29 protein-coding genes and 1 pseudogene are annotated in these 25,924 nt (G+C 38.1%); 10 read left to right on the plus strand and 20 right to left on the minus strand.

All coding sequences use genetic code 11. The features are described from left to right. Window positions 1-17: 17 nt before the first annotated feature. The 3 genes from K6V26_RS10255 to K6V26_RS10265 form a co-directional block, all read right to left on the minus strand. The gene (locus K6V26_RS10255) at window positions 18-1,571 is read right to left on the minus strand and encodes an SLC13 family permease (protein ID WP_046147155.1); all 1,554 of its coding nucleotides are present in this window, start codon (window positions 1,569-1,571) and stop codon (window positions 18-20) included. Window positions 1,572-1,677: 106 nt separating this feature from the next. Then, window positions 1,678-2,502 carry a 3'(2'),5'-bisphosphate nucleotidase CysQ gene (gene cysQ / locus K6V26_RS10260; RefSeq protein WP_007656950.1) on the minus strand — a complete coding sequence of 275 codons (825 nt, stop codon included), beginning with the start codon at window positions 2,500-2,502 and terminating at the stop codon, window positions 1,678-1,680. A 138-nt stretch (window positions 2,503-2,640) separates the two neighbouring features. Then, complete coding sequence (locus tag K6V26_RS10265; RefSeq protein ID WP_046147156.1) at window positions 2,641-3,699, minus strand: DUF362 domain-containing protein; 1,059 nt, start codon at window positions 3,697-3,699, stop codon at window positions 2,641-2,643. 339 nt (window positions 3,700-4,038) lie between these two features. Here K6V26_RS10265 and msrB point away from each other — a divergent pair. The 3 genes and pseudogenes from msrB to K6V26_RS10280 all read left to right on the plus strand — a co-directional run. Continuing rightward, window positions 4,039-4,479, plus strand: a pseudogene (gene msrB, locus K6V26_RS10270) (peptide-methionine (R)-S-oxide reductase MsrB); the annotation flags it as partial. A 65-nt stretch (window positions 4,480-4,544) separates the two neighbouring features. After that, complete coding sequence (locus tag K6V26_RS10275; RefSeq protein ID WP_224265281.1) at window positions 4,545-5,741, plus strand: DUF4272 domain-containing protein; 1,197 nt, start codon at window positions 4,545-4,547, stop codon at window positions 5,739-5,741. 34 nt (window positions 5,742-5,775) lie between these two features. Further along, window positions 5,776-6,831, plus strand: coding sequence for a Gfo/Idh/MocA family oxidoreductase (locus K6V26_RS10280; protein WP_224265282.1), 1,056 nt, complete (start codon window positions 5,776-5,778; stop codon window positions 6,829-6,831). 38 nt (window positions 6,832-6,869) lie between these two features. Here K6V26_RS10280 and K6V26_RS10285 read toward each other — a convergent pair whose 3' ends face one another. Beyond that, window positions 6,870-7,724 (minus strand): AraC family transcriptional regulator, encoded by an 855-nt coding sequence (locus K6V26_RS10285; RefSeq protein ID WP_007656956.1) that lies wholly within the window; start codon window positions 7,722-7,724, stop codon window positions 6,870-6,872. 10 nt (window positions 7,725-7,734) lie between these two features. Continuing rightward, window positions 7,735-8,547, minus strand: coding sequence for a helix-turn-helix domain-containing protein (locus K6V26_RS10290; protein ID WP_224265283.1), 813 nt, complete (start codon window positions 8,545-8,547; stop codon window positions 7,735-7,737). A 379-nt stretch (window positions 8,548-8,926) separates the two neighbouring features. Between K6V26_RS10290 and K6V26_RS10295 the strand changes: the two genes are divergently transcribed. Next, window positions 8,927-10,084: a 6-bladed beta-propeller gene (locus K6V26_RS10295; protein WP_224265284.1), complete on the plus strand. Its 1,158-nt coding sequence runs from the start codon at window positions 8,927-8,929 to the stop codon at window positions 10,082-10,084. Further along, on the plus strand, window positions 10,081-10,701 hold the full coding sequence (locus tag K6V26_RS10300) for a CatB-related O-acetyltransferase (RefSeq protein ID WP_195437777.1): 621 nt from the start codon (window positions 10,081-10,083) through the stop codon (window positions 10,699-10,701). Before K6V26_RS10295 ends, K6V26_RS10300 begins: the two co-directional genes overlap by 4 nt. A gap of 15 nt (window positions 10,702-10,716) precedes the next feature. Here K6V26_RS10300 and K6V26_RS10305 read toward each other — a convergent pair whose 3' ends face one another. Together K6V26_RS10305 and K6V26_RS10310 are read right to left on the minus strand one after the other, a co-directional pair. Further along, window positions 10,717-10,935, minus strand: a complete 219-nt coding sequence (locus K6V26_RS10305; RefSeq protein ID WP_010803027.1) for a hypothetical protein — start codon at window positions 10,933-10,935, stop codon at window positions 10,717-10,719. A gap of 56 nt (window positions 10,936-10,991) precedes the next feature. Next, the gene (locus K6V26_RS10310) at window positions 10,992-11,369 is read right to left on the minus strand and encodes a DUF6463 family protein (protein WP_007656961.1); all 378 of its coding nucleotides are present in this window, start codon (window positions 11,367-11,369) and stop codon (window positions 10,992-10,994) included. Window positions 11,370-11,474: 105 nt separating this feature from the next. On the opposite strand from K6V26_RS10310, the gene K6V26_RS10315 reads away from it, so the two are divergent. Then, window positions 11,475-12,506, plus strand: a complete 1,032-nt coding sequence (locus K6V26_RS10315) for an AraC family transcriptional regulator (protein WP_224265285.1) — start codon at window positions 11,475-11,477, stop codon at window positions 12,504-12,506. 656 nt (window positions 12,507-13,162) lie between these two features. On the opposite strand, the gene K6V26_RS10320 is transcribed toward K6V26_RS10315, so the two are convergent. The 9 genes from K6V26_RS10320 to K6V26_RS10360 form a co-directional block, all read right to left on the minus strand. Continuing rightward, window positions 13,163-14,347, minus strand: coding sequence for a coiled-coil domain-containing protein (locus tag K6V26_RS10320; protein WP_214504723.1), 1,185 nt, complete (start codon window positions 14,345-14,347; stop codon window positions 13,163-13,165). Between the two features lie 31 nt (window positions 14,348-14,378). Beyond that, window positions 14,379-15,473 carry a hypothetical protein gene (locus K6V26_RS10325; protein WP_139261919.1) on the minus strand — a complete coding sequence of 365 codons (1,095 nt, stop codon included), beginning with the start codon at window positions 15,471-15,473 and terminating at the stop codon, window positions 14,379-14,381. A 1-nt stretch (window position 15,474) separates the two neighbouring features. After that, the gene (locus K6V26_RS10330) at window positions 15,475-16,392 is read right to left on the minus strand and encodes a hypothetical protein (RefSeq protein ID WP_025835649.1); all 918 of its coding nucleotides are present in this window, start codon (window positions 16,390-16,392) and stop codon (window positions 15,475-15,477) included. Then, window positions 16,385-17,068, minus strand: coding sequence for a hypothetical protein (locus K6V26_RS10335; RefSeq protein ID WP_025835651.1), 684 nt, complete (start codon window positions 17,066-17,068; stop codon window positions 16,385-16,387). Before K6V26_RS10335 ends, K6V26_RS10330 begins: the two co-directional genes overlap by 8 nt. A gap of 91 nt (window positions 17,069-17,159) precedes the next feature. Beyond that, window positions 17,160-18,128: a DUF5712 family protein gene (locus K6V26_RS10340; RefSeq protein ID WP_224265286.1), complete on the minus strand. Its 969-nt coding sequence runs from the start codon at window positions 18,126-18,128 to the stop codon at window positions 17,160-17,162. Between the two features lie 4 nt (window positions 18,129-18,132). Further along, window positions 18,133-18,717 (minus strand): BfmA/BtgA family mobilization protein, encoded by a 585-nt coding sequence (locus K6V26_RS10345; RefSeq protein ID WP_025835653.1) that lies wholly within the window; start codon window positions 18,715-18,717, stop codon window positions 18,133-18,135. 284 nt (window positions 18,718-19,001) lie between these two features. Beyond that, a complete protein-coding gene (locus K6V26_RS10350) occupies window positions 19,002-19,334 on the minus strand; it encodes a helix-turn-helix domain-containing protein (RefSeq protein WP_095231496.1) in 333 nt (110 codons plus the stop codon). A 162-nt stretch (window positions 19,335-19,496) separates the two neighbouring features. Continuing rightward, complete coding sequence (locus K6V26_RS10355) at window positions 19,497-19,919, minus strand: hypothetical protein (RefSeq protein ID WP_007656975.1); 423 nt, start codon at window positions 19,917-19,919, stop codon at window positions 19,497-19,499. Next, on the minus strand, window positions 19,894-20,127 hold the full coding sequence (locus K6V26_RS10360) for a hypothetical protein (RefSeq protein ID WP_085978836.1): 234 nt from the start codon (window positions 20,125-20,127) through the stop codon (window positions 19,894-19,896). The genes K6V26_RS10355 and K6V26_RS10360 overlap by 26 nt, the downstream gene beginning before the upstream one ends. A 211-nt stretch (window positions 20,128-20,338) precedes the next feature. Between K6V26_RS10360 and K6V26_RS10365 the strand changes: the two genes are divergently transcribed. After that, window positions 20,339-20,734: a hypothetical protein gene (locus K6V26_RS10365; RefSeq protein WP_157277609.1), complete on the plus strand. Its 396-nt coding sequence runs from the start codon at window positions 20,339-20,341 to the stop codon at window positions 20,732-20,734. A 205-nt stretch (window positions 20,735-20,939) separates the two neighbouring features. Here the strand turns inward: K6V26_RS10365 and K6V26_RS10370 are convergent, their stop codons facing one another. From K6V26_RS10370 to K6V26_RS10380, 3 genes are all read right to left on the minus strand, one after another. Then, on the minus strand, window positions 20,940-21,602 hold the full coding sequence (locus K6V26_RS10370; RefSeq protein ID WP_214504721.1) for an ABC transporter permease: 663 nt from the start codon (window positions 21,600-21,602) through the stop codon (window positions 20,940-20,942). A gap of 92 nt (window positions 21,603-21,694) precedes the next feature. Then, window positions 21,695-22,447 (minus strand): ABC transporter ATP-binding protein, encoded by a 753-nt coding sequence (locus K6V26_RS10375; RefSeq protein WP_224265287.1) that lies wholly within the window; start codon window positions 22,445-22,447, stop codon window positions 21,695-21,697. Between the two features lie 123 nt (window positions 22,448-22,570). Next, window positions 22,571-23,161, minus strand: a complete 591-nt coding sequence (locus tag K6V26_RS10380) for a TetR/AcrR family transcriptional regulator (protein ID WP_224265288.1) — start codon at window positions 23,159-23,161, stop codon at window positions 22,571-22,573. Window positions 23,162-23,448: 287 nt separating this feature from the next. Between K6V26_RS10380 and K6V26_RS10385 the strand changes: the two genes are divergently transcribed. Genes K6V26_RS10385 through K6V26_RS10395 form a run of 3 tightly spaced genes read left to right on the plus strand, consistent with a single transcriptional unit; the run spans window position 23,449 to window position 24,390 of the window. Further along, entirely contained in the window at window positions 23,449-23,763 is a 315-nt protein-coding gene (locus K6V26_RS10385; RefSeq protein WP_007656987.1) for a helix-turn-helix domain-containing protein, read from the plus strand. Beyond that, complete coding sequence (locus tag K6V26_RS10390; protein WP_025835670.1) at window positions 23,750-24,043, plus strand: DUF3876 domain-containing protein; 294 nt, start codon at window positions 23,750-23,752, stop codon at window positions 24,041-24,043. Before K6V26_RS10385 ends, K6V26_RS10390 begins: the two co-directional genes overlap by 14 nt. A gap of 53 nt (window positions 24,044-24,096) precedes the next feature. Further along, window positions 24,097-24,390 carry a helix-turn-helix domain-containing protein gene (locus K6V26_RS10395; protein ID WP_224265289.1) on the plus strand — a complete coding sequence of 98 codons (294 nt, stop codon included), beginning with the start codon at window positions 24,097-24,099 and terminating at the stop codon, window positions 24,388-24,390. Between the two features lie 282 nt (window positions 24,391-24,672). Here the strand turns inward: K6V26_RS10395 and K6V26_RS10400 are convergent, their stop codons facing one another. Beyond that, a complete protein-coding gene (locus tag K6V26_RS10400; protein WP_025835674.1) occupies window positions 24,673-25,893 on the minus strand; it encodes a site-specific integrase in 1,221 nt (406 codons plus the stop codon). Window positions 25,894-25,924 lie beyond the last annotated feature (31 nt).

Consider the following 25,924-nt stretch of genomic DNA (forward strand, 5'->3'; position numbering starts at 1 on the left):
TCTTATTACCTTTTATATTAAAACTCCCAGATCATCGGTATCACGAACACGGAAATCAAAAACGTAATCAGGTTCAACGGCAATCCCACACGGACGAAATCCGTAAACTTATAACTACCGATACCTTGTACGATCAGATTCGTCTGATAACCGATCGGAGAACTGAAACTGGCTGACGCCGCCATACAAATCACCACAAAGAATGGTGTCGGGTTTACTCCCAACTGTGTAGCGACCGACAATGCTATCGGAAAACTCAAGGCCGCCGCCGCATTGTTCGTTATCAGTTCGGTAAAAATATTTGTTATGATAAAAATAATGGCAAGCAGAGCATACGGCCCGAGATTGTCAGCCATACTAATGATATAGCTGGCTACCAAGGCTGCAAAACCGGAATTTTCCATCGCCTTACTGATAGCAAACGCACAAGCGATTGTAATCAGAATATCCCAGGATATATATTTGGTATATTTCTTCGGAGGAAATATCTTCGTCCAAGCCATAATAATAGTAGTGATGCAAACGAAAAAGAACATATCCAGACGCATCCCCGGAATGGCTTCTTTCACGGCCGGCAATTCGCCAACTGTAGCCCCTACAATCATAAAGATAAGTAACCCCAGTGCCAGCCAACGTTTCTTTTTCGATACCGGTTCAGTATTTTCATTACCATTGGCAAGCATCAGGAAGACACTCGATTCTCCCCACGTCGGAATAAACGAATCATCGGCCCAAAGTACCAGTGTATCGCCTTCATGCAAAGTAACCTTATCCAGATCATGAGTGAAACGTTCTCCCCCACTTTTCACTTCCTTTACGATAGCACCGTAATGGCGGGCAAAATTAAACTCTCCCAATGTCTTATTGATACCGGGAAAACGGGAACCCAATACAGCTTCCACCCGATGCAGGTTTCCCGGACTCTCTTCTTCCCCATCGTCCACATAATTATCCTGACGGGAATCGGGCAATAACTTATTGGAGAATGCAAACAGATACAGGATACCGGCTATGGCAATAAAAATGCCGACTTTTCCGAGTTCAAACATAGTGAACCCCTCGTAGCCGGCTTCAATAACCATACCATGAACAACCAGGTTGGTGGAGGTTCCGATCAGTGTACAAATACCGCCTAATATGGTTACATAAGAAAGAGGTATAAGAAATTTGGTAGCCGGAAGTTTTACCGACCCAGCCCATCGTTTGATGATCGGGGCAAAAATAACAACTACCGGAGTATTATTAAGAAAGGCAGAAATAAATGCAATGGGAGGCAACATCCGGACCTGGGCCTTTAAAACGGTAGTTTTTCCTTCCGGAAGCAGTTTCTTGATAACTTGCCCGAGCGCCCCGCTCTGCCGGATTCCTTCACTCACCAAAAAGAGCATGCCGACGGTTATCATCCCTTTGTTACTGAATCCCTCCAACATTTCTTTTGGAGACAATATTCCTACGACCAGGAATAATACTACAACAGTCAGTAATACCATTCCCGGTCGCATCCTATCCCATATCAATGCCGCAACCATTCCGGCCAGGGCTAGCAATACAAATAATATTTCGAAGTTCATCGCGTTCCTAATCTGTCTAAATTTCTCAGATAAGGTGCAAATGTAATAAGAAAATTAACGTTATTCGTACGCAAAAACCCTATTTTAATCCTTTTGACCAAAATAATCAGCAAATGGAAGAAAGAGGTTTCACGATAAACCAGGGGTTGTGCAAATCCTTCTTATTGTATTTCAACGGAGTTCGGCCATCTATGTGGAATACGTCACATCCGGCCCCTCTTGCGATCGCATGACCGGCAGCTGTGTCCCATTCCATTGTCGGTGCAAAACGGGGATAAATATCCGCACTTCCTTCTGCCACCAGACAGATTTTCAGGCTACTACCGCTACTGATCAAGGTAACAGGCTGTCCTTGTTTCCGCAGATTCTCTATAAAATCGGTCGTCTCCGGACTCTGATGCGAACGGGAAGCGACAACGACAATACCCTGATGTCCCATAGATACAGGCAGTCGCGTAGCTTTTTGCATAATCTCATCCATAGAAGGTTGCAGGTCACAATCTGCAATCAACTTATAAGCTCCTACAGAGTCGGCCGAGAAATAGAGTTCTTTCCGCACAGGCACATAAATAACTCCCAATACAGGGACTCCCTTTTGAATCAAAGCGATATTTACAGTAAACTCACCGTTCTTTTTAATAAACTCCTTGGTTCCGTCCAGCGGATCAACCAGCCAGAAAGTTTCCCAGGCAGCCCGTTCAGCATGCGGAATATCCTTCCCTTCCTCGCTCAATATCGGATACGGGGTCACGGAAAGGACATTCATTATCAGCTTATGAGCAGCTTTGTCTGCTTTTGTCAGCGGAGAATTATCAGCTTTGCGTTCAATTTCAAAATCAGATGCAGGATCTGTATAAATATCCATGATAGCTTTACCGGCATCTATCGCTGCCCGGATAGCAATGTAAAGATAGTTCGAATAGTTCATCATCACTCATATCTATTAGGTTGTGAATATACAAATATACTATTTTTTTCAAACAAAAACGTTCTCAAACTGATTTATTTCAAGCGATCATACCTATAAAGATATAAATGGCGTCTTTTTGACCTGATGCAAAACTCCTTTTTATACATCCAGTCTGATTAAATTATACTTCTGACTACCGATACCGATTACTTCTGCATGTTCAAGTGTATGAATGCCGTGGCGCGACTCCATCCGTTCGATCAAGTGACTTCGTCCTTCGTCAGGTGAACTATACACCATGTCCACACAGGCTTTATCCAACGCTACCGGATCCAATGAGGCCAGGATACCGATATCTGCCATTTGCGGATCTTCCGGATGCGAATCGCAATCACAATCCACCGATAAATTATTCATCACACTGATATAAAGTATCTTATCACCACAATGATCAACTACCGCTTTGGCAGCTTCAGCCATCGATTCCAGAAAAATATCCTGTTCAGGCAATTGTCCCCACATCTCTTCCGCATTTCTGGTTTTACCGGCTGAGTGTATCCACGCCTTTCCGGAAGTCGAAGCAATACCGATAGATATATTCTTTATCGCTCCGCCGAAGCCGCCCATGGCATGTCCTTTGAAATGGGATAGAACAACCGTAAAGTCATAATTGGTGTAATGGGAACCTACAATATCCTCTGTAAGATGTTTTCCCCCTTTCACCGGCAGACTGATCTCCCCTTCCGAGTCCATGATATCGACATCTGCAATAGCTGTAAAACCATGATCTGCCGCTGCTTTCAGGTGGGCTTCCGTATTGGAACGCCCGCCGGCATAAGCTGTATTACATTCAATGATAGTTCCGTTTACTTTCCGCACCAGATCGCTGATAAGTGCCGGTTGCAGGAAATTATGCCCGCCGGGTTCTCCCGTACTCAGTTTCACGGCAACTTTACCTGAAGCTGAACGCCCTAGTGCTTCATAGATCCGCAGCAAACTAGCCGGAGAAATCTCTGTTAACATATAAACTGCCGCTGCTTCACCTGACGGATTATTTGTTGTTCCTCCATTTTCTCCGGGTTCTTCTCCCTGTCCGTTATTGGTGGAACATGCAGCTAACGGAACCAAATTGGATGCCAATAAAGCACCTCCGGCTGCTACCGATGTTTTAATAAAACCACGCCTCGTAATCTGTGATACCTTCTTTTTTTCACCCATAATCTATACATTTTTATTCTGTTACAAATGTATTCGGATGCAACCTATTATATTGTATACACATTACGGATAAATATACCTGAATTACAGTTTTTCGATGACGTTCAAATTTATCAAGAAAAAGTTTCTTAATTTGTGCCAGTATTTCATGTTATGACGAACTAAACTCGAAAAGAAACAAATCCATATAAACAAATATCAGATATGAAGAGTTTTATATTAACTGCCGCTTTGCTATTGACAAACATGATAGTAATGGCACAAGTTACAAGGAGTAATCAACTTTCAAAAAAAACAGACATGAATACAAACGATAAGACTGCCTCGGAAAAGAAATTCGAAAAGCCGGACGACGTAACACTACGTTCGAAACTCACAGCAGAACAGTATGCAGTAACACAACAGAATGCAACGGAACGGGCATTCAAGAATGAATACTGGAACGAAAAACGGGAAGGCATCTACGTAGATATCACAACCGGCGAGCCATTATTCATTTCGACGGATAAATTTGACTCCGGCTGTGGCTGGCCCAGCTTTTCAAAGCCGATAGATAAAAGTTTGATTATGGAGAAATCAGACAAATCTTATGGCATGAACCGGACGGAGGTACGCAGCAAAACAGGAGACGCACACCTGGGACATGTGTTCAATGACGGCCCTATCGCCAAAGGAGGATTACGTTATTGTATCAACAGCGCCTCCCTGAAATTTATCCCAAAGGAAAAGATGAAAGAGGAAGGATATGCCGATTATATTCCACTGCTCAAAAAGAAATAAAACGAATTATATCATTAATAATTAAATAATACAGTATATTCGCAAAAGAATAAAATCAGACAAATATGGAAAAAGCGAATATCACGCTATACACAGTCATTGGCGACCCCGGCCGCATCGAAACAGCCATCCGGGAGCATTTTAAGGAAATGACAAAAGAGTTCACACCGGAAAACGGAAATATCCTCCTGACCCTTGCAGACGATTCAACGATCTCCTTCAATATCAATCACCGGCAGGACAAGCCTGATTTCATCGCCTCCCATACAGCCGGGATGGCAAACTATTTTTCTTCAGCAGAAACTCCGCTGGTCGAACTGAAGGAGAACGTTTTACAGCAAATCCGTGTATTCAACTGCGTGACCGGTATCACTTTCGATATCGACGACAATGGAGATCGCACCAGCTATATCATCAACGGCCTCTTCGCCATTGCGAACGATGTAAACGGCTTCCTGCTCTACCCCAGCATGCAGATATATACCCAGGAAGGCAAATTGCTATTCTCTATCAAAGGCGAAAGCCAGTTGACAGAATTTATCCCGATTGCCAATGCTGACCTGCTGGACGGAAACCGCCCCCAAGAATCGCCTGCCGATATGAAAAGACGTCTGCGCTCAAACGCCCTGCTCAAAGCAAGAAACATTCCTTATATGGAACAACTGCCCTGTGAAGTCCTGGAAAGCGAAGTGCAGATGAGAAGCCGTGAAGAAATGGTGGAACGGGCAGCCGCATTGTTTGCCGTTGTCGTCTATTCGGAAGTCATCCTCTCGGAAGATTCGGACCGCGAAAAAGCTCTCTTTTATTTCAACAAGATGAACGATTTGTATGGCGTCAAATCTTACCTTACGGAAAAAGAGACAGCCTATATCAATGACCCCAAACCCGAACGGCAAACCTGTATCCAGTTCGTATGGCGTTATGAATGCTGCGCCGTGCTGCTTTGGGCGGCAGGTGTTGTCGACGACCTCTCCTATCCGTCCGAAATTGTCGATGTGCCCGTCCTGGCTGCTATTTTCTGGCAACATAAAGGATTGCAGGACTTATTGTCCAAAGGCTATTCGCGTCCGGAAAAGGAAATACTGGATGAAGCAGACCTTACATTGCGTTACGACTGGGCCTGTGTGGATGCACGCATTCATGGGCAAAAAGCTCCGACCGGAATCGACGGCGGAATCGTGATAGAACGCCACTATGCCTTTAACTGGATTATCGGAGCGAATAACGGTGCCGATTGGGATCACATACAGCCGAATACATAATTCGGCTGCTTTATCAATCAAACTCTTATATGTTATGAATAAAATTAAAACAGGATTAGCCGCCTACGGAATGTCAGGACAGGTATTTCATGCCCCGTTTATCAGCACGAATCCGCATTTCGAACTGACGGCTATCACCGAACGAAGCAAAAACCTGGCCCGCGAACGGTATCCGCAAGCCCGCATCGTCCGCAGCTTCGACGAATTGTTGGAAGTGGACGGTCTGGAACTGGTCGTAGTCAACACTCCCGACAGTTCCCATTATGAATATGCCCGTCGCGCACTTGAAGCCGGAAAACATGTCATTGTAGAAAAACCTTTTACCCAAACGGTAGAAGAAGCCAATGAACTGGTCGCCCTCGCCGCCGGAAAAGGATTGACATTGAGTGTTTATCAGAACCGCCGTTGGGACAGCGATTTCCTGACCGTTAAGGAAATACTCGCTAAAAACCTGATCGGACGCCTGGTCGAGTTCGAATCGACCTTCCCCCGTTTCCGCAATTTCATCAAGCAAGGCACCTGGAAAGAAACAGGCGAAGCCGGAGGAGGCATGACTTACAATCTGGGAGCACATGTGATAGACCAGGCCGTGCAATTGTTCGGCATGCCGCAGGCCATCTTTGCCGACATCGCCACCTTGCGCGATAACGGTGTGGTAGACGATTATTTCATCATCCATCTCCTGAAACCCTCCAAAGCCCCTGAGGTAAGAATCACCCTGAAAGCCAGCTACCTGATGTGCGAGCGTGAGCCGCGTTTCACCTTGCACGGCACGGAAGGCTCTTTCGTCAAATACGGCCTCGACCGCCAGGAAGAGGACCTGACAAACGGCTTGATGCCCGACTCCCCTCATTGGGGTGAAGAGGATTCCTCCATCTGGGGTCTCCTGCATACCGAAAAGAATACTATAAATGTACGCGAACGATATCCGAGCCTCTCGGGCAATTACGGTGCTTTCTACGAAAACATTTACCAGCATGTCCGTAACGGAGCCGCTTTAGAAAGCGATGCCCGCGAAGTGGTAGACGTTATCCGCCTGATTGAAGCGGCCTGGGAAAGCAGCCGGACAAAATCGGTTCAGAACTTATAACCCAATCCGATAAGCAAACGGGAGAAACAAATATTGCGCTATTCTTTGATGATTTTATTCTTCTTCCGGTACTCAGTCGTACTCAATCCGGTGGCATTTTTGAAAAAGCGGCTGAAGGTGGCCTGGTCTTCAAAACCCAGCATCAGGGCAATCTCTTTGGAGCTTTTGGATGAATAGAGCAGCAGGCGCTCCGCCTCTGCTTGCACCCGGTTGTGGATTACGCGGATGGCCGAAGGTTGTTGGTAGGTAGACAGCAGGTTAGCCAGCGTCTTGGGCGACTTATTCAGCATATCGGCATATTCCTGCACCTGTTTCTTTTCTTTGAAATGGGTATCGACCAGGACATAGAACTTGCGAATCGTCTCAAACTGCATCCCGTTTTCCTTCCTTACGCCCTGCCTGTTTTCTGCGATACGCGTACATAATATAATAAAGCGTTTCAACAGCACGCGGAGCATTTCGTCCTGCAAATGGTCGCGGCTTTCAAATTCTTCACGCATAATCCCGGTCAGCGTCGCAATTTTCCGCCGCTCCTCACCGGACAAATCAAAGATAACGACATGCGAGGAACCGTGAAACAGCAATCCGTTGCACGAAACCTCATGGTCGTTGCCGTAAATACAATAAAAATTACTGTTGAACAACAAAGACAGATACTCGCCGTCCACCCGTACAAAGTCCACATGGTGCAGATGGGACAAGGTGAGCAACTGGCCTTCTTTCAATACGACCGGTTGATGGTCGACATCCAGTTCCAGTTGACCGGACAAAACCCAGATAAACTTATACAAGGTTTTATCCTTCAGCAAAGCCTTGTTTTCATGTAAGGAGTCTGATAAAATGACTTTTCCTTTAATCTTTGTGTTCTCAAATAATAAATCTATCGTATTCATATGCTTAGTGTTATCTCCATTCCGTCGGAATCTCCCCCGTATGCCTGCGGAACCAACGTGAGAAAGTGTCGTGGTTAGCAAATCCCAGCATCGTTGCAATCTGCGAAGGACGCAGACGGGTTTTCGATAACAGGTCTTTTGCTTCCAGCAATACGAACTCACTAATCCACTCGGCCGCAGAGATACCGGCTCCTTGCTTACACCGAATATTCAACTCTTGCGAAGTGATTCCTAATTTCTCTGCGTAAAAGTACGCAGGAGAATGGTGATATCTACTAATTAATGTCGCAAATTGTTGGAAAAAGAGTGAATTTTCTGTTTTCGGCGTGTCAGACACCACTTTTCCCTGTTGTAAATTTATAATCAGAGCTCTCAGGAGAGATTCGACCACCTTCGCACGCATCTCTTTCATCTGTTCTATTTGCGATTCGACAAGGTGCAGATAGATTTTTGTCTCCTCGATTTCGTCGGAAGGAATATCGCGGTACACGAGGCGCTGGCGGTTAATCAACAGCTCTTCGGACACATAAACAATTATTCCGGAAAACCGAGTGCTGGGAAAGGCTTCGACCGCCGTCACATCGTCACTGGCAGCGAGCAAAAGTTGTCCGGCCGATACATCGTATGTATGGTGCAAGGCTTTACAGGTAAAAGTCCCTCCGGTACAGATCACGGCCAGGGTACCCGAGTCCAGAGGCAGCAATTTATAGTCTTCACCCTCTTTTACATATAGGATTCTCAGCGAACTTTCGAGCTTCAGTTCCGGCGTTGATACGGAATTATACAAATCAACAGGTAATATTCTTTCTGCTTTCATCATCATGTCTTTTTGTCTGTAATTTAATTTCCGGGTAAACATAAAAAGGTGTCTTTTAGTTTATTATGTTGGGTGATTTTATCTTTAGTTAAAAAAATAAGACATATTCCGAAAAACAAAATCTTTTATCAGTATCACCTAAAAGTCTTTTGATCATATATCCGATGATTCTTTTGTTAGAGGTAGGTGTAAATAAATTTAGAGGTAGGTCTATTTTCATTTAGAGGTAGGTCTAAATCGATTTACACCTACCTCTAAATAAAAAAACATTAGCTCTTTTCATTCTTTTTATCCTAAACAAAAAAGAATCGTTATAGAGAGTTATCTTGATTTTTACTCGGTTCACGATTATTTTATGTATGTTTGTCACATAAAAATCGTTACCATGAAACAAACGAATACATTTTTAGCAATCATTCTGTTGGTGGTATTGGCAGGGTGTGGAGAAAACAAACAGTCAACCGATGATTTAATCACCGTCGACGTATCGAAAAGCTATCCTAAAAAGGAACTGATTCTTCAGGATTTTATGGATGTGGAATATATTGCGCTGGAAACCACCGACGAGTTTCTTACACAAGGTCTGGTCAAAGATGTAGGAAAAAAATGCTTACTGGTAACAAACAGGAATAACGACGGGGATATTTTTATTTTTGACAGAAAAACCGGCAAAGGAGTAAGAAAGATAAACCGGCAAGGGCCAGGAGCAGAAGAATATACAAGGATTAACGAGATTATTCTCGATGAAAGCAATGGCGAAATATTCGTAAAGTCGCCGGGCAATAAAATCCTGGTGTACGACCTTTACGGAAAATTCAAACGGTGTCTGAACCTGGACTGGGAAGTTTCATCTGTTTTCGATTACGACAAAAATAATTTGATTTGCTATGATATGTCAGATTATCATAATAAAGGAAAGGACAGAAGTAAAGCATACCATGTTATTCTATCCAAACAGGACGGAAGCATCACCCGGGAGATTTTTATCCCTTTTAAAACGATTAACGCACCGATAGTGACCGATGGAAGTAACTTTGTGGCAAGTTATTCTTACCAAATACGCCTGAGCCACGGCCAATGGACACTTATGGACGCATCAGCCGACACATTGTATAACTATGCACCGAATGGAACATTAAACCCCTTTATCGTAAGAACTCCATCTGCGCATACCATGCAGCCCGAAGTTTTTCTTTATATGGGTATTCATACCGACCGTTATTATTTTATGGAAACCGTTAAAAATGTATTTAATTTTGAAAAGGGTAACGGATTCTATACGGATCAACTGGTGTACGACAAGGAAGAAAAAAACCTGTATCAAGTTACCGTATACAATAATGACTATGCAGAAAAAAGAACCGTGGCTATGACTGCGAAATCAATTAATCGCGAAATCGAAAACGTCACCAGTCTAAATGCCTCCCTTCTCGTTGAGATTTACAAGAAAGGCCAACTGAAAGATGGCAAATTGAAAGAAATAGCCTCGAGGTTGGATGAAGAAGATAATCCGGTAATTATGCTGGTAAAACAAAAGAAATGAAAACATATCCACGTACAAACGACTTTCAGACTATCTATCTGAACACAGTCATTACAAACCCCAATATCCTTGTCGGTGACTATACGATATACAACGATTTTGTCAACGACCCGACCCAGTTCGAGAAGAACAACGTCTTATATCATTATCCGATCAATAGAGACCGGCTGATAATCGGGAAGTTCTGTTCCATCGCCTGTGGAGCGAAATTCCTTTTCAACAGTGCCAACCATACATTAGATTCCCTGTCTAATTATACATTTCCCCTATTCTTCGAAGAGTGGGGCCTGGATAAAAAAGACGTCGCCTCTGCCTGGGACAACAAAGGCGACATCGTCGTCGGCAACGACGTATGGATAGGTTATGAGGCTGTAATCATGGCAGGCGTACATATCGGAGACGGAGCTGTCATAGCAGCACGGGCAGTCGTCACCAAAGACGTCCCTCCTTATACCATCGTAGGCGGAACACCGGCCAGGGAAATACGCAAACGTTTCGACGAAGAAACAATCGCCCGGTTGCTGGAATTACAATGGTGGGACTGGCCCACCGAAAAGATACGCCGTTCTTTACCTTATATCATGGGGAAAAACTGCGGCTCGTTGTCAGACCTATAGGTTTTGCGACAGATGCTATTCCAGCTCCTTCGCATAAATATGGATAGTCTGTAATGCGTTTAGGATGGTAGCCGGAATCATTTCCCGGCATTCTATCCTCAATACCTTCTCCCAATTCTCCAAGTCCACATGCCATTTGTCGATTTGGGGGAATTGGACGAAAAGCGTTTCGATACGCTTTATATCTTGTTTATTTCTTACGGATGTCCGAAAAATCAAAATATATTTTTTCATACACATTAATAATAAATTGGAATGCAAAAGTAGGCTCTATTCCATAGACACACATTTCAGACATTCCATGTACTGGATGTTCTATTCGAATAAATTATAATAACAGCCTGCGGGAGGAAAAGCCAAAAACCGGAAACCGGAACAAATATACAACCAGCCACAGTAAAAAGCAACATGCAATAACCCAAAAACGCAGGAGCCGGTTTTTGCTCTTTCTTTATATAGTATTGAAGTGTCTGCCCCCAAAGTATCAGTACAATCCCACATATCAGGAACCAAAAGGCAAAACCACGCTCATAATCTTCCCCTACCGAATCGGCCAATCCATCTCCCAACATTTTATCCAAAGCATCTTTTCCGATAAAGAATGCATAAATTGTATGGATAATCCCTGTCCATGTCAGGAATGTTCCGCTATACTTCCAAAGCTTCATGTTCACCATATTTTATATTTAACTCTTACACGCTGCAAAGATAGATACTGCAATTTTTTGGCAATTGAAAATTAAGCCATACTTTTGTCCAAAAGCGACAAATATATGTTTATCACAGCAGGTCTATTGAATATGCTTCTAAAGCACTTCGGAACGACACAAGCAGAAATCTCAGAAATATTAACAGGCTTAAAGTATGATTATGCCATTCTGCAAAATCCGACATCTTTAATCAACGCAAATATACTGGGTGTATATCTGGAACATATCGTTAAAAAGACAGGTAATACCAGAATAGGCCTGGAAACCGGATTTCTACTGCCATTCGTCCTGACCGGGAGCTTCTTCAATATCTATAACCAAAGCAAGACCGTACGGGAGATTTTTGAGAATGAAAACCCGTTCGACCCGGCAATCAATAACATATACGCATTTGAAACGAAAGAAGATGAAAACAATTTCTCCCTCGAAATATCCCTGGACTCGCAGTTTAAACAGTCCTACCCGGTCGCATCACAACAATGGATTGAAATGCAATGCGGCTTTTTCCTTCAATATGCCTACAGTTTTACAGGAAGGTTCCTGCATCCAATACGCGTATATTCCATGTACGAGAAAGAAGGGACAAAAGACAAACTGGAGGAATACCTGGGTTGCCCCGTCATATTCAATCATGACAAACTTATTCTTATTTTCAATAAATCAGTCCTGGATTTACCAATCGTCACAGGAAATAAAGAAATGCTTGCCATTTTTGAAGATTATATGAATGAAATACAAATGCATGAAAGCGGTCAAAACAACAGTCTCTCCAGAACTGTCCGTCGCTATCTCATGCACAGCCTCTCCAACAGTAGCCTGTCTTTAAAAGATGTCGCGGAGAAATTCAATATGAGTGAACGCAATATCCAAAGAAAACTAAAGGCAGAAGGGACCTCCTATCAAAAACTCCTCAACGATTTACGCATGGAATTATCAAAAAAATATTTGAAAGAAAGAATCCCTTTGCCAGAGATAGGTTTCCTACTCGGTTTTGAAAGCCAGAGTGCATTCAATAAGTTTTTCAAGAAGCATTTCAGAAACCGTCCTTCCATGTTTAATAGTAATAACCAATCTGTTAAAACTAAAATGAAATAATTATATGAGAATCTGTATTGCACAAATTGAAGCGATACTCCCCCATGTGTGATTCCTTTTGGCAAAACAGAAGGTCTGTTGATTTATGATACTCAAACCAAGTCATCGACATGCAACGAGGGTAAATGTTAAAAATGCGACTTTGAGGAAAAATAATAATATTTCCATGAGGTTATAAAAAAATAAATTGTATATTTGCTGTTGAAAAACGTAAATTTTTTCATAGTTAAGGTTTTGGTTAATAAGAGATGGCCCGCTTGTGAAAGCAGACCATTTCGTTTTTTTATACCTACCCATCATTTTCCTGTTATTCCATAGCTGCAAAATGGAACATACTGAAACCCTGTTAGGTAAAACACTGTAAATCAAATCTATTTTTACTTGTTTTTTACTGTAATCCAACTAAAAGGTGGACTGAAAGGAAAAAAGAAATCCCCAATAGTGATTGACTATCAGGGATTTACTTTATTTTTCATCTTGTTTCAGTGATCCGCCTGGGATTCTCCTGCTGGAGTTACCATGCTGATATTTAAAACTTTATATTTTCTGCTTCAAGCATATCCCATGATTTATCCCACTAATTTGCTACATGCTTTTGCGGTAGTTTGCTCATGGAGAATACTGAGGGCAAAGATATAAAAAAAGAATTATTTATATCATTTTGTTGTACTTTTTATTGTCTCTAGAAGTTTGATTACAATATCTATTGGTAATGCATCTTTTCTTTCTTCATTAAGAATGCTTTCTTCGTCATGAATAATATTTTGGCTTAACAAATGTCCTTTGATAAGTTTATCCATAGCACTATTTATTCGCTTCACTGCATCTTCAATATTAGGAGCTAAGGTGTTTAGAGATAATAATAACCCTTCAATATATTTGATATGATGTATTCGTTCTGCCAAAATAACTAATTGTCTTTGTGCTCTATTCATTTGTACAATAAATGCCCATAGTAGAGCCCCTGAAATGGGAATGGGGACATAGTATGGTACATATTCCAATAACTGAGGATAGTCATTTTCTTGAGACAATGATTTGCATAAAATTATTTCAAGCACTAGTAATAAAATTATAATAGATCCAGACAATACCATATAAATATAATAAAGAGTTGATAAGCGAGAATACTCTTTACTTATCGGATCTAAAAGAGAAGATAAGTTTTTAAAGGTAGATTCAATCTTTTCACTCCAATTCTTTTGCGCATCTTCTTGCTTTCTCTTTTCTTCTAATTCTTTTTCAGCATCACTTAAACGAGATAACGTTTCTGCTAACTCAATTTTAGTTTGAGAAATATCATTTTCTTTTTGCTGTAATTCTGTTTTTTGATCTTGGCTGACCTCCGACAGTTGCTCTTTAGTTTTTTGTAGTTCAGATAATTGTTTTTCCAATTTACTTTTTGAACTTTTCAGCTCAGATATCTGCTGTTCATAATATGTTTCCGAATTGTAAGATTTACCTATGAATAATTTTTTATTATTATTGGTCAATGAACAAAGAACTGATAGCAATTTTTGGCATATATTTCTGATTTCTAAAACATTATTTGCGCCAAACTCTATTGTGTCATTCTGGTATCTTGCAATATTACTTTCCAGATCCATTGAAAACCTCGGAAACTCACGATATATAATTTCTAAAAATTTGTCATTGAGCATAAACTTATCTGGGACGAGTATCTGATTCTCCAAAATCGATAATAAATTTATTATATGGATTACATCTATGCCTGATTTTTCTAAAACACGTTTTTTTTCATTGTTTGTAAAAATACATCTAAGATTTATAATTACAGATTTTGCATTTTCTACCTCTGCTGCTACTTGTTGTTGTATCATAATCTATGCTTTAGTATAGTTGGGATTATATCTATATCAGTTCTTGATATATTCTTTTTGCATTATTCCAAAAAAGACTAGACATCTCTCTCTTATATTCAATGGTTGGAGTATAGTACACTTTTTTTCTTTTTGTATTTTCCACTCTTGCTGTACTAATTATTGATACTTCAAATATTTTGGGACTACCTTTAAATTCTGCTTTAATTGAAATATATTGCGGCTTCTTTATATTCTCAAATTCATATGTCATTGCAGTAAATATACATCCATCTTTCTCAGCTTGTTTAACAAATGGATGCTCGCGTAGATTGCGTCCATCTAGTACGGCTTGACTAATACCTCCTAAATTCTCATCATCAACAATTGCAATATCTTCATCACTTTCGTCATCTTCTTCACTATCATTACCAGTAGTTGCCAAAGTACTTTTTCTCCTTTTGAATGTTAATTGTTTTATGTCAGATATTCTCCATGTTTTATTATCCAGTCCCTCTTTTGTCAGTCTATCAAAAAAAGAAATGACATTAGGGATAGTTAAATTATCTATTTCTAAACTGTTTATTTCTGCATTTTTACCATCAACGATAAAGTTCATTAGTTTCATGACTTCCTTGCCATCAGAAGAAGTATTTCCATCTACTTCGACTTGCCAATTTCCATCTTCAATACTATGAAAATAGAAGTCTGTTGCCAACTTTTCGTTTTGTAAAAATTCAATTTTTCCTGTTTTTCGTTTAGTATATTCTATTTCTCCATGAAAAATAACATTTTCTCCTATTTTCTTTTTCGTTATAGCCTTTAACTGATAGCCTTTAGATTGTAATTGTCCAAAGTCTCTTAAACGATCATAAAGATTTTCTAAATCAAAGTTCTTTTCTTTAGAAATGATAGTGAAGCCACTAAGTACTTGTTTGTTTGAACTTTGATATGCCAGATTTCTAATTTCATCTAAATCTGTATACTCATATAAATGATATGATAGTTCTTTTATTAAATCTTCCTTTGAAGCATTTACTAAAAAAATACCTCGTTTTTGAGCAAATTGATTGATAAATCCTCTTGTGATTAATGGAGAATTTAAGACTTCTTGAATTTCATATATAGTAGGATATTTATTTATCATGTCAGTCATTAATAATAAATGTTGGTAATTCAGTACAAGAATTCATATCTTTTATGTCAAACTCAATATTTTCATTTTCATAAGATTTTTTTATTTGCGGTAGAATTTTGCGAAACTCATCGTCATCTCTTTTGTATTTGTATATCACAAGCTTGAACTCCTGATCAACGAATGAATATGATTTTAGTATTGATTTTAGCATTTCGAAAGAACGCACATCCAATTCTCCCCAATAAAATACTATATTCGTATCATATCTCTTTCCTGATGATTTTAGTTGACCTAAAATAAATTTGGAAAAAAAATAATCTAAAGAAAGCACAGCACTTCTTTGAACAGCTCTTTCATGTATGAATGCAGATGGATAATAAAACTTAAAGTTCTCATTAAACTCTCTTACAACAGTATATAAGGAGCATAATTTTGAAATTAAATCATTATCTATCACATATATTTTATTGTAAACGCCATTGCGAAATGTTCTGGAAGATACTTTTATTTCGCTTAATATTTCAAGGAATTTTTGGCGATACTCCTTATAGTTTTCTATATCATCAAACCAAATAAATATTAAGCCTATTTTGAGTGTTGATATATCTTTGAATATAGGAAAACGCTCAATAAGATATTCAGAATTTCTTAGCTCTAATATTTTTATATTTAACCGATCTATCCACTCTTGAAGTTTTGACTTGCTAAAACTTGTAGTTTTGTAAGACTTTGCTTCCAATATTAAACTCTCAGGAATGTCTTTAGCAGGATCTTTAAATGAATACAAAGAATCAATCCCATATTTTTCTCCATCGCTTCCTTCTAAATCCATACCACTATCTCCAATCATATCCCATGAGAATAGATTAAGAAGTTTTATTGCTCTTTTGTTCCAAAGCTCGCCTTTGTATTGTGAATCTTCAGCCATATATTTTATTTTTTATATTTTCCAATATGGAATAAAAATCATTTTCATTACATTTAATACTAATTGATGCATTAGTAGAAATTACAAGTTGAAATTCATCTTGTTCAAAAATAGATATACTAACCTTTACAATATCAGATAAATATTCATTTAGTAATTTTTCCCCTATACTTTGCTTTGTTATTTTAGCTGTATATTTTCCAGTTGCACCATCATTATATGTAAACCTCTGTATTACAATTTCCTCTATCTTGTAATTAAGTACATTGGTGATTATTTTATTCATAATATTTATAGGAGAAGTATCAACACTTGTATAGGTAAAGGGTACTTCAAATGTATTTCGTAATGCTGATTTTATCTTGTTATGATTTGATGTTAAACCATATGTATATAAAAACAACTTTTCAAAATCCATACCGAAAGAAATTTCTTCAAAAACAGGAATTTCCTTTTTGATGAAATCTTTATTCTTTAAATCATATTCTAAAAGTGTCGTTATACTTCGTTTTATTAAAGTAGCATATACAATACCACTGTTGATTTCAACATCAGTGTATCCAAACCCAATATCTTCATTATAGGGCAATGTTTTAAAAACATTCACAACATCATTAACAGATAGTGTTTTGGGATAATCAAAATGACTAAATATAATATTGATTCTCTTTTTCATATTCTATATATCTAATAACACAAAAATACTAAAAAACTCAATACCAATGACATAAAATCTTATGTTTTTTAACAAACAGCTTATTTACATACTATATCTTATGTCTTATCTTCTTTTTCTTCTTGACATTTGTAGGTTGTGATTCGGGATTAGGTTGGTTTGAGGAGAAAAGTAACTCTGTTGAAATAGCAGAAAAAAATGAACCAGAAGCCTCGTTGTTTTGAGGCTTGAGATGTGGATTGATGAATGTATTACTATCTTGTTTATCGGCAATAGTTATATTGGTGTTAAAAGTTTGATTACTTGTTATTTGATTTTCAGGATTGATAGAAAGCATGTTTTCTTGATTGATTTCTGTCTTTCTTTCACTGGATTGAAATACTTCCTCCTGTGACTTAAGCTTTTCAGGAATAGAACCATTCTTCATCGTGTTATGGTAATCAAATGATTCTGTTTGCTGACGATTGTTATTAAACAGCTTATCAAATCCTTGTTCGGTTCGCTGGAACAGATTCACACGGTCAAACCCACCTTTGATTACTCCGTTCTTGGTATTCTTATGATTAGTAAGCGGTGAAAGTTTCTTTTTATTGGCTTGATCTTTACGGCTTATAATCAAATGACAGTGCATATTCAGTTCATTATCCGAACGATCACGGTCAAAATGAATCTTACCATAGAACTTTATATCCGAAGCGAATAGTTCTTTATTGAAGTTTTTGGCATATTCAGGGATAAATACTTCCCGAATATACCGTTTCATAGCTTCGGCTTGCTCCTGCTCTGTATTACCCATTGCTCGGAGTTCCTTTTCCGATGGACTGACATGAATAGCGTAAAACTTAGCATCCGTTTTTAGGAGTTGCCCGATATTGGTATCTATATCTTTTATGACCTTCGATTTATAGATGTTATCATTCGTCAGATTGAAAAAACCTTCGGTATAAATACCTTTTTCTATTCGCTCTAAATCTTCGTGTTCCATGTAATTAGCTAGCTGTTGGCAACTCCCAGCATTATTATATGTTCCGTTTGAAGGCGGAGCAAAGTCTATGTGCATAATCTTATGTGTTTATCAAATTGTTGATTTCGGCTTTCAGATTCTCTTTCCTTTTACTATCCATCACACCGCAAGCGGAAAGTTCCGAATTGAGTTGTATCAGTTGAAGTAGCTTCTTATAATCCCGTTGATGTATCTGATAGAGGGCATTAATCTGCTTGGATTGGTTGTTTATAACATCGGCATGATTACAGAACAGCTCACTTAACTTTTTAAGCACGGATATTTGTCTTTCCTGACTGGCTTCCAGTTGAGAGAGGATCAGAGTTTCCAAAGTTTTGCCGATAGCATCAAAGCGCAAAGCTATAGAATTTGTTGCTCGTATCATAGGATTCAGTTGTTCTTCCTCGTAGTGACGGATAAAGCGGATAATATCATCCTGTCTCTTATTTATTTTCGCCAGTTCCGATTTTACAGATTCAGGTGCTTCCGATGGGTTGACATGTGCCTTATCTATATACCCGAACGCCAACTTTGCAACTTCGCTCTTTTTCAGTGAATAGCGTTTGCATATCTTCTCTACTAAAGCTGCCGTTTCCTTGTCTATGGAAATGGTAGTGAATATCGTTTTTCGACTGCTATTGGGCATGATAATTACTTTTTTATAGAAATATGAATAGATAAATACTTGATAATAAGCGTTGCAAAGAAAATGCTTATTACAGGTGTCATTACAGCGTGTTCTTGTAACACGCTAAAGCCTAAGGCTTTGCCCCGCAGGGCAAGAGGGAAGAACAGGACTTGTCCAGTTCCCTCTTGCTTCATTTAGCGAAACGAGCCGAACCGATAGGTGAAGCGGTTTCTACTAAATCGGGGTGGTTACACAAAGTGATAGCTTAAACACAAGCTTCTTTCCTCTGCTGCATTTTGCTGTCAGAGTTTGTTTTCTAATTGATTGGCTTTTTCAAACTGTTTATAAGTTTGATAGTCGGCTCGTTCACGTACAAAAGCTCTAATATCGCTAGCCCGATAGTAGGTTTTATGTCCAATAGTAAAGTAGGGGAGCTTACCTTTTAGTCGATAGCGTTGTAAAGTTCTGAAAGACACTTTTAACAGAAATGCTAAATCCTGATTATCAAGTAATCGTTCATTTTCATCTAATACCTGATCGGTATTGATAAAGGATTTTAAGTCTTGTCCTATCTCAGTGAGTTTCTTAGATAGCTTCTCCATCCATTTATCGAAGTTTTCGTTATCTATATACATTTTGCTTCATTTTTTAGTTTAACATTATTGTTCTCAATCGATTGATGAAGCAAAATTCAGTAAAACAATGTAGCAGAAAAAGAGGAGTAGTTACCTACTCCCCGAAAAGAGATTTACAAATCTCTGAAAATAAATAGTTTGCACAAATATCTTTTTTGATCTTTATCGGTTCTTACGTTTTCGATCCTCTTTGATGATAGCATTTCGTAAGGCATCCAATGTTTTGGTAAGGTTGTACGGCTTGCGGGTAAATACTTCACCTACCTTATCGTAAATACTTCCGAATTTTAGATTGAAAAGCTGCTCAAAGCCACGAGCTAAACGAACTTCTGGGACAGGTTTTCCATCTTCGCCAACGATTTGCCCCTGTAAAAACAGAGCTAATACGATTTCTGCAATGCCAATAATCCCCAAGTCTTTTGACTTAGGGATTACATATAGGTCGGACTTGAACGCTGTAGGAATAGATAACTTAAATTGTTCTGGATGGTTAATTTTCAAGTTGATTAATTGTAACTCGGCATCAATTGTCGATAACGCTTTGTGGACATAGAGAATTTTAAGCGCATTTTTCCCCCTGCCCACATTGATATAACTCTTTTAGGGGTACTATCTCAATACGGGTGAGATTTAGCATCCGAAAGATATAGGAATAATCTTCTGAATTGCTAATAGCGACTATGTGCTTGACAAATTCTCCATAGGCATCTTGCATTTCTGTGTTAGTAACTTCTTGTGAAGTTTTAGACAATAGCTCAAAAAACTTCATTTTCAATAACTCATTCATAAGCATAATTTTTAGATAGTGAATAATATTAATTCGTATAATCATAAATTCAATATGCTTATTTAGGTACTATACTTTTTATATCTTCGGTATTAATAGTATCAATTTTAGGAGAAACTATATTTTTGTGCTGTACCTATTATATAATATGTAAATCAGTCCGCCAGAAAGAAATATAGTTGGTAGAATAAACCAATAGTTATTACTTATTAGAAACTTGGCTATCCAAAAAGAAGGGAGAAATGAAAATACATATTGGGTACTATCTGTAATAACAAAAGGTATTATTAATCCCACCATAACTAAAGCAGATACTTTTGCAAGTGCCATACCTTCTACTTTATTCCCCGCATATGCCAAAATAATCATAGCAGCCACAACGCTTAGTATTGTAGCCAATATTGATATTATAAATGTAGTCCATAATGACATATCTGATACAGAACAAAAAGAAAGCAGTACGAAAGAAACAATGGCTGCAAATAAAACAGAAATAAGCAATCTTGATATAAGATACCCCTTCTTACCAAGTGGGGTAATTGTGATATACCTGTTGATTTTCATGTCTGTTTCATCTAATACCACTAAGACCGAAGCGAAGCAAATCATGTAAGGACACATAATTGCAAGGAATAAATCCAATATCGGATAATATAGGCTGAAATCCTTTAGCATCGGATAATGCTGTACAATTAAAGGGAAAACAAACCTATATATTGCCGCTAATATTAGCGGGATACATATTATTGCAGATAACATACCATCTGAGAATATGTTTCTGATAAACATTTTGAAGGAAATAATATTCTGATTCATAATTATATCGTCATCATTTTTTTTACTGACAGACAAGAAAAAATATACATTGCAATACACCAAATGCTTATTGCTATTAGAGATATGACACTAATATTTCCAGACATAAGTTCTATAAGACTTATACTTGGATGTAATAGCATAGCTCCCGATTTATAGCCCATTGTATAAACAGATATGGGAGCTACAGATATTATTAAAGTGGGAACCATAATCAGCATAAAATTATTCATGGTTGAAATAAAAGCAGAAAGTGATATTCCAACCAGTGTGAATAATGCTGAACCTAACATAATTCCAACAGCAAGATGTATGTAAGAATGTTCCATGCCTGAGAACAATGCGATGAGAACTCCACTTAGCAAAGAAATTAGTCCAATGGAAATTACCTTTGACAAAATGTATGCGTGTATCGATATGGGCGAAACAGCTAATGCCTGCATTACTTTTTCGCTTTTCTCGAATAATATTATTGCTCCCATAAACATTAATCCGATCAGTACGGGATCTGAAAATATAAGGGTAGTTGTACATAGTTCTTTCCACGGCATAGTAAGAATGCGCAATACTGTAATATACACTAGTGTAAATAACGTATATAGGGCATAAAAACCATATTTGTATTGTTGCCGAATATCACCTAGTATTAAACCTTTAAGCTTCATAGTAATTTCCTCCCTGTTATTTCTGAGAATATATTGTCTAATGTTGGCTCATTGCTATGTATTGATAATAAAGCATTAGCTTGAATCAGAGATTATAGCTTTTTATCTGTACTTATTTTGTCAAGTGCGATTGTAGTATTTAATTCTTTTTGATTCTCCAAATATGAATATGTTACTTCATTATAACGCCTTGACATGATAAGATTATGAGGAGTGTCCATAGCTTTAATGTTGCCATCAACAATAAATGCTACACGATCACAAAGTTCGGTTGCATCGTGCATATTGTGAGTAGTCAGAATGATTGTTACTCCTTTATTTTTAAGATCAAGAATAATGTTTTTCATCACTTGGGAGTTCGAAGGATCTAAACCAGATGTTGGCTCATCCAAAAATAACACTTTGGGCTGATGAATAATTGACCGGGCAAAGTTTAATCTGGATTTCATACCTTTAGAAAAACCTGCCACTTTCTTATTGGCATGTTGTGATAGTCCAACCATTTCTAATAATTGTTCGACAGGAATCAGCTTACAGTCATATAAAGAACCAAAGAATTTTAAGTTCTCCAATGCGGTGAATTTCTCATAAAAACTAGGAAATTCAAAATCGACACCAATACTCTCATAGAACTGGTCAGACTTATTTCTAATTTCATTATTATTAATAGAAACACTCCCCTTATATTTAGGGAGCATACCTATTAATATCTTTTGGAGAGTGCTTTTTCCTGCTCCAGAAGGTCCTAGGAAGCCAAATATTTCTCCGCTTCTTACTTGAAAATTCATATTCTCAATAAATGGTAGTTGAGAATAACTAAACGATAAGTTTTTTACTGTAATCATAATTTTTAAATTTTATATCGTATGACTAAAGTTGTTTATATAGTCATATTGTAAATTCAAAGTATCGCTATGTAACATATTTGCACATAGTCAGTTGATATTATATAATCTTGTTGTATTGGATTAGTCTTTAAATAGTTGCTGTACTATTCCCTTAATTATAAACTTGAAAACTTCATTGTAAATATCTGTTCCAATTGTTTTCTCGTTTAGAATAGTCAAGAATGCAGCTCTTAAAGCCCCTGCAAATACTTTTGTATCAATTGATTTACTTTCTGGAATAAATTTCAGTAGTTCGTTTGCTAGCATGACATCATTATCTACGTGTTTTGAAAGTACTTCTTGAGGGAGCTTTCTATTTAGATATTCCACATCACTATTAACGAAGATAGATACAAAGTATGGTTTGTTGTTGATTAGCAAGTCAGATATAATATCTGTCAATGTATCAACCGTAATATTATTGGTATGCTTATTTATGGCATTAAGAAATTCTTTTTCCAATTTCTTATGATAGTCTATTATTGTATCGAAAAAAAGAAGTTCTTTTGATGTATAGAATAGATAAAATGCTCCTTTAGAAATATTGGCATATTTAACAAGCTCATCTACAGAAGTTTTACGTACCCCTTGTTGCTGGATAAATAGCAAAGCTCCTTCTTTGAGTTTATCCTTTATAAGCTTTCTTTCGTTGTCATCAAATGCTTTTGACATACCGTGTGACTATTTTGTTATTATTGGTCACTGCAAACATAAGCGTTATTTTTGAATTGACAAAGAAATATCGGTTTATTTTTCTTTGTTTCTATATGATCTGCCTAAATCAATGAGTATTTGGTCTATAAATCATTGTATTATGTTGCCACGATAAGTACATATTAAGTCATTAAGAACTTTACTTCGCCACTTTCGGACAGTTTTGAAAACGGCTCATGATTCTTCTTTTATTTGCCGATGAAAATAAAATCGACACGTTTTATAAACCTTTTAAAATTGAAAGTATGGAAGTAGTAACTATTGAAAAGAGAACTTTTTCGTATGTCTGCGAGAGGTTCACGGAGTTTGCCAAACGGATAGAAAGTTTGTGCAGCACTCATACTCAGAAAGTCGAAAACTGGCTGGATAGTCAGGAAGTGTGCCTGTTGTTAGGCGTTAGTAAGCGAACTTTGCAGTATTACAGAAGTAGCGGAAGATTGGCTTATTCTCAAATTGGTAGTAAGATTTATTATAAGACTTCCGATATTGAAAGAATTATTGCAGACAGTGAAACGAAAAATCAATCACCCAAACACCCCACGTCTTATGAAAAGAATTAAAAAAGATTATCCGTTTTTCAACCTGTTTTCCATTGTTGGCACATGGGAAAGCATTAATCTGAATCCTACGGTTATCATCTATCGGAGCGACAAAGAGTACCTTCTTTCTATTATATATGTATCGGAAACAACCAAACAGGCTTCACCTGCTACTTATGAGATACAGCAAGATGGTAGCCAGTATTTTATTGCCCCTGCATCCAAACGGCTCTATGTAGATTATGATCCGGCAAAAGACGTACTTAACATTTCGTCTTTGGGTCACTATCTGCGTAACTAACCGGCTATCTAGCCATCTTGAAATCAATATTTCAATAAAACAATCTTTCAATCATGGAACTAATAAATAAAGATACCCCACAAGTCAAAGAATTTATTTCTTCGCTCGATTCGATGCTGGATGGTATTGAATCTATTGTAAAGCACTACAAGTCCCACCTGAATGGGGAACGCTTTCTTTCTAATAATGAGGTTTCCAAGAAACTGAATGTCAGTTTGCGAACCCTGCAAGAATGGCGAGATATAGGGCTAATTCCCTTTATCCAGATAAAAGGTAAAATCATCTACCGTCAAAGTGATATTGATAAACTGCTCCAAAAGCACTACTTTGAAAGTTGGAAAGAGTAACCTGCCAAGCCCAAAACATTGTTTTTCGGAATTTAGTTTGAATCATTGACTTTCCCAGTGAAGTATTTAGTCTGTGCAAGTCTTTAGATGAAAATACGCTCGAACATAGTGAGAGGAAGATTTTCATCTAAACCGAAGGCTCGGACTTGAACAGGCTAAATACGGAACTTATCTTTGTCAATGCTTCATATTGAGTTCTGGAAAACTTACTATAAAAGAAAAGGATTGAGAAAATGAAATTCATTCTTCCCAATCCTTTTTCAATATTAGCTACTATCTTTATTATATAGCCAATTCCGACAGGCAGCTATTTACTTTTTGCATATCCTTGAAAATATTCTGATCCAATACCCTTGCATAGTGTTTTGTTACGCTTGTATCTGCATGACCTAACATCTTAGCAACATTCTCCATACTTACGCCATTTGCAAGGCAAATGCTTGTGGCATAGCTATGACGGGCGGTATGTGTGCTAAGATTTTTATGAATTCCGCACACATCGGCAATCTCCTTCAAATAACTGTTCATGCGTTGATTACACAATACAGGTAAAAGTTTTCCGGTACACTCTGCCACATCCTTATATTTATCAAGTATAGAAGCTGCCACAGGCAGCACAGGAATGTTACACATGATTTTTGTCTTTTGCCGGTTCTTCCTTATCCAAAGTTCCCCTTTGTTGTCTTTTACCAAGTGTTCGGGTGATAAATCTTTCACATCGCTGAACGCCAAGCCAGTAAAAATGCAAAAGACAAAAACGTCACGTACCTGTTCTACTCGTTTAATTGTAAACTCTTTGGCGAGAATGATTTTAATCTCGTCCATCGTCAGAAATTCAGGATCGGTTTCTTCCAATTTGAAACGGTAGTAAGCAAACGGATCTTTCTTTATCCAGTCGTTTTCCAAAGCAATACGGATAATCTTCTTTAAATTCTTCAATCGGGTAATAGCGGAGTTCTGCGCACAACCTTTTTCAATCTTCAAGAAAGCATCGAACTTAGAAATGAAGTTGGCTTCCAAGTTATTCAGGGCAATATCAGATAACTGATATTCTTTCTTAATGAATTCCTCCAAATATCGGGTAGTGGTTTCATACCGTTGAACGGTTTTACTAACAAAGTCTTTGCCGATCAGCTTACGACTTTGCTCGTTGTGTTCTCTGAATACTTGCAAAAGGGTTTTGCTTTCTTCATCCACACCATAATACAGTTTTCTCACAAGATCAACGGTGATAACCTTGTCGGAAGTTTCCAGTTCCCTATAAATTTGGTGTATGCGTGAGCGTGTGATTTCTAAGTAGTGGTTCAGTTCCACCGACATACGGTCTTTTCCTTTTGAATTCTCTTTTGCTTGATTCCATAGGTTTACGGGACAACTTCTTTTGATAGAAATATCTACCATACAGCCGTTTACAGTGATTCTCATGCACACAGGTGCTTCTCCGTTCTTTAATAACTTGGCTTTTTTGATAAAGAACAAAACAGAAAATGATTTTCGAGCCATTTTTACATCGTTTTTTAAGTTACAAAACTAT

Source organism: Parabacteroides goldsteinii, from assembly GCF_020091425.1.
GTDB classification, from domain to species: Bacteria; Bacteroidota; Bacteroidia; order Bacteroidales; family Tannerellaceae; genus Parabacteroides; species Parabacteroides goldsteinii.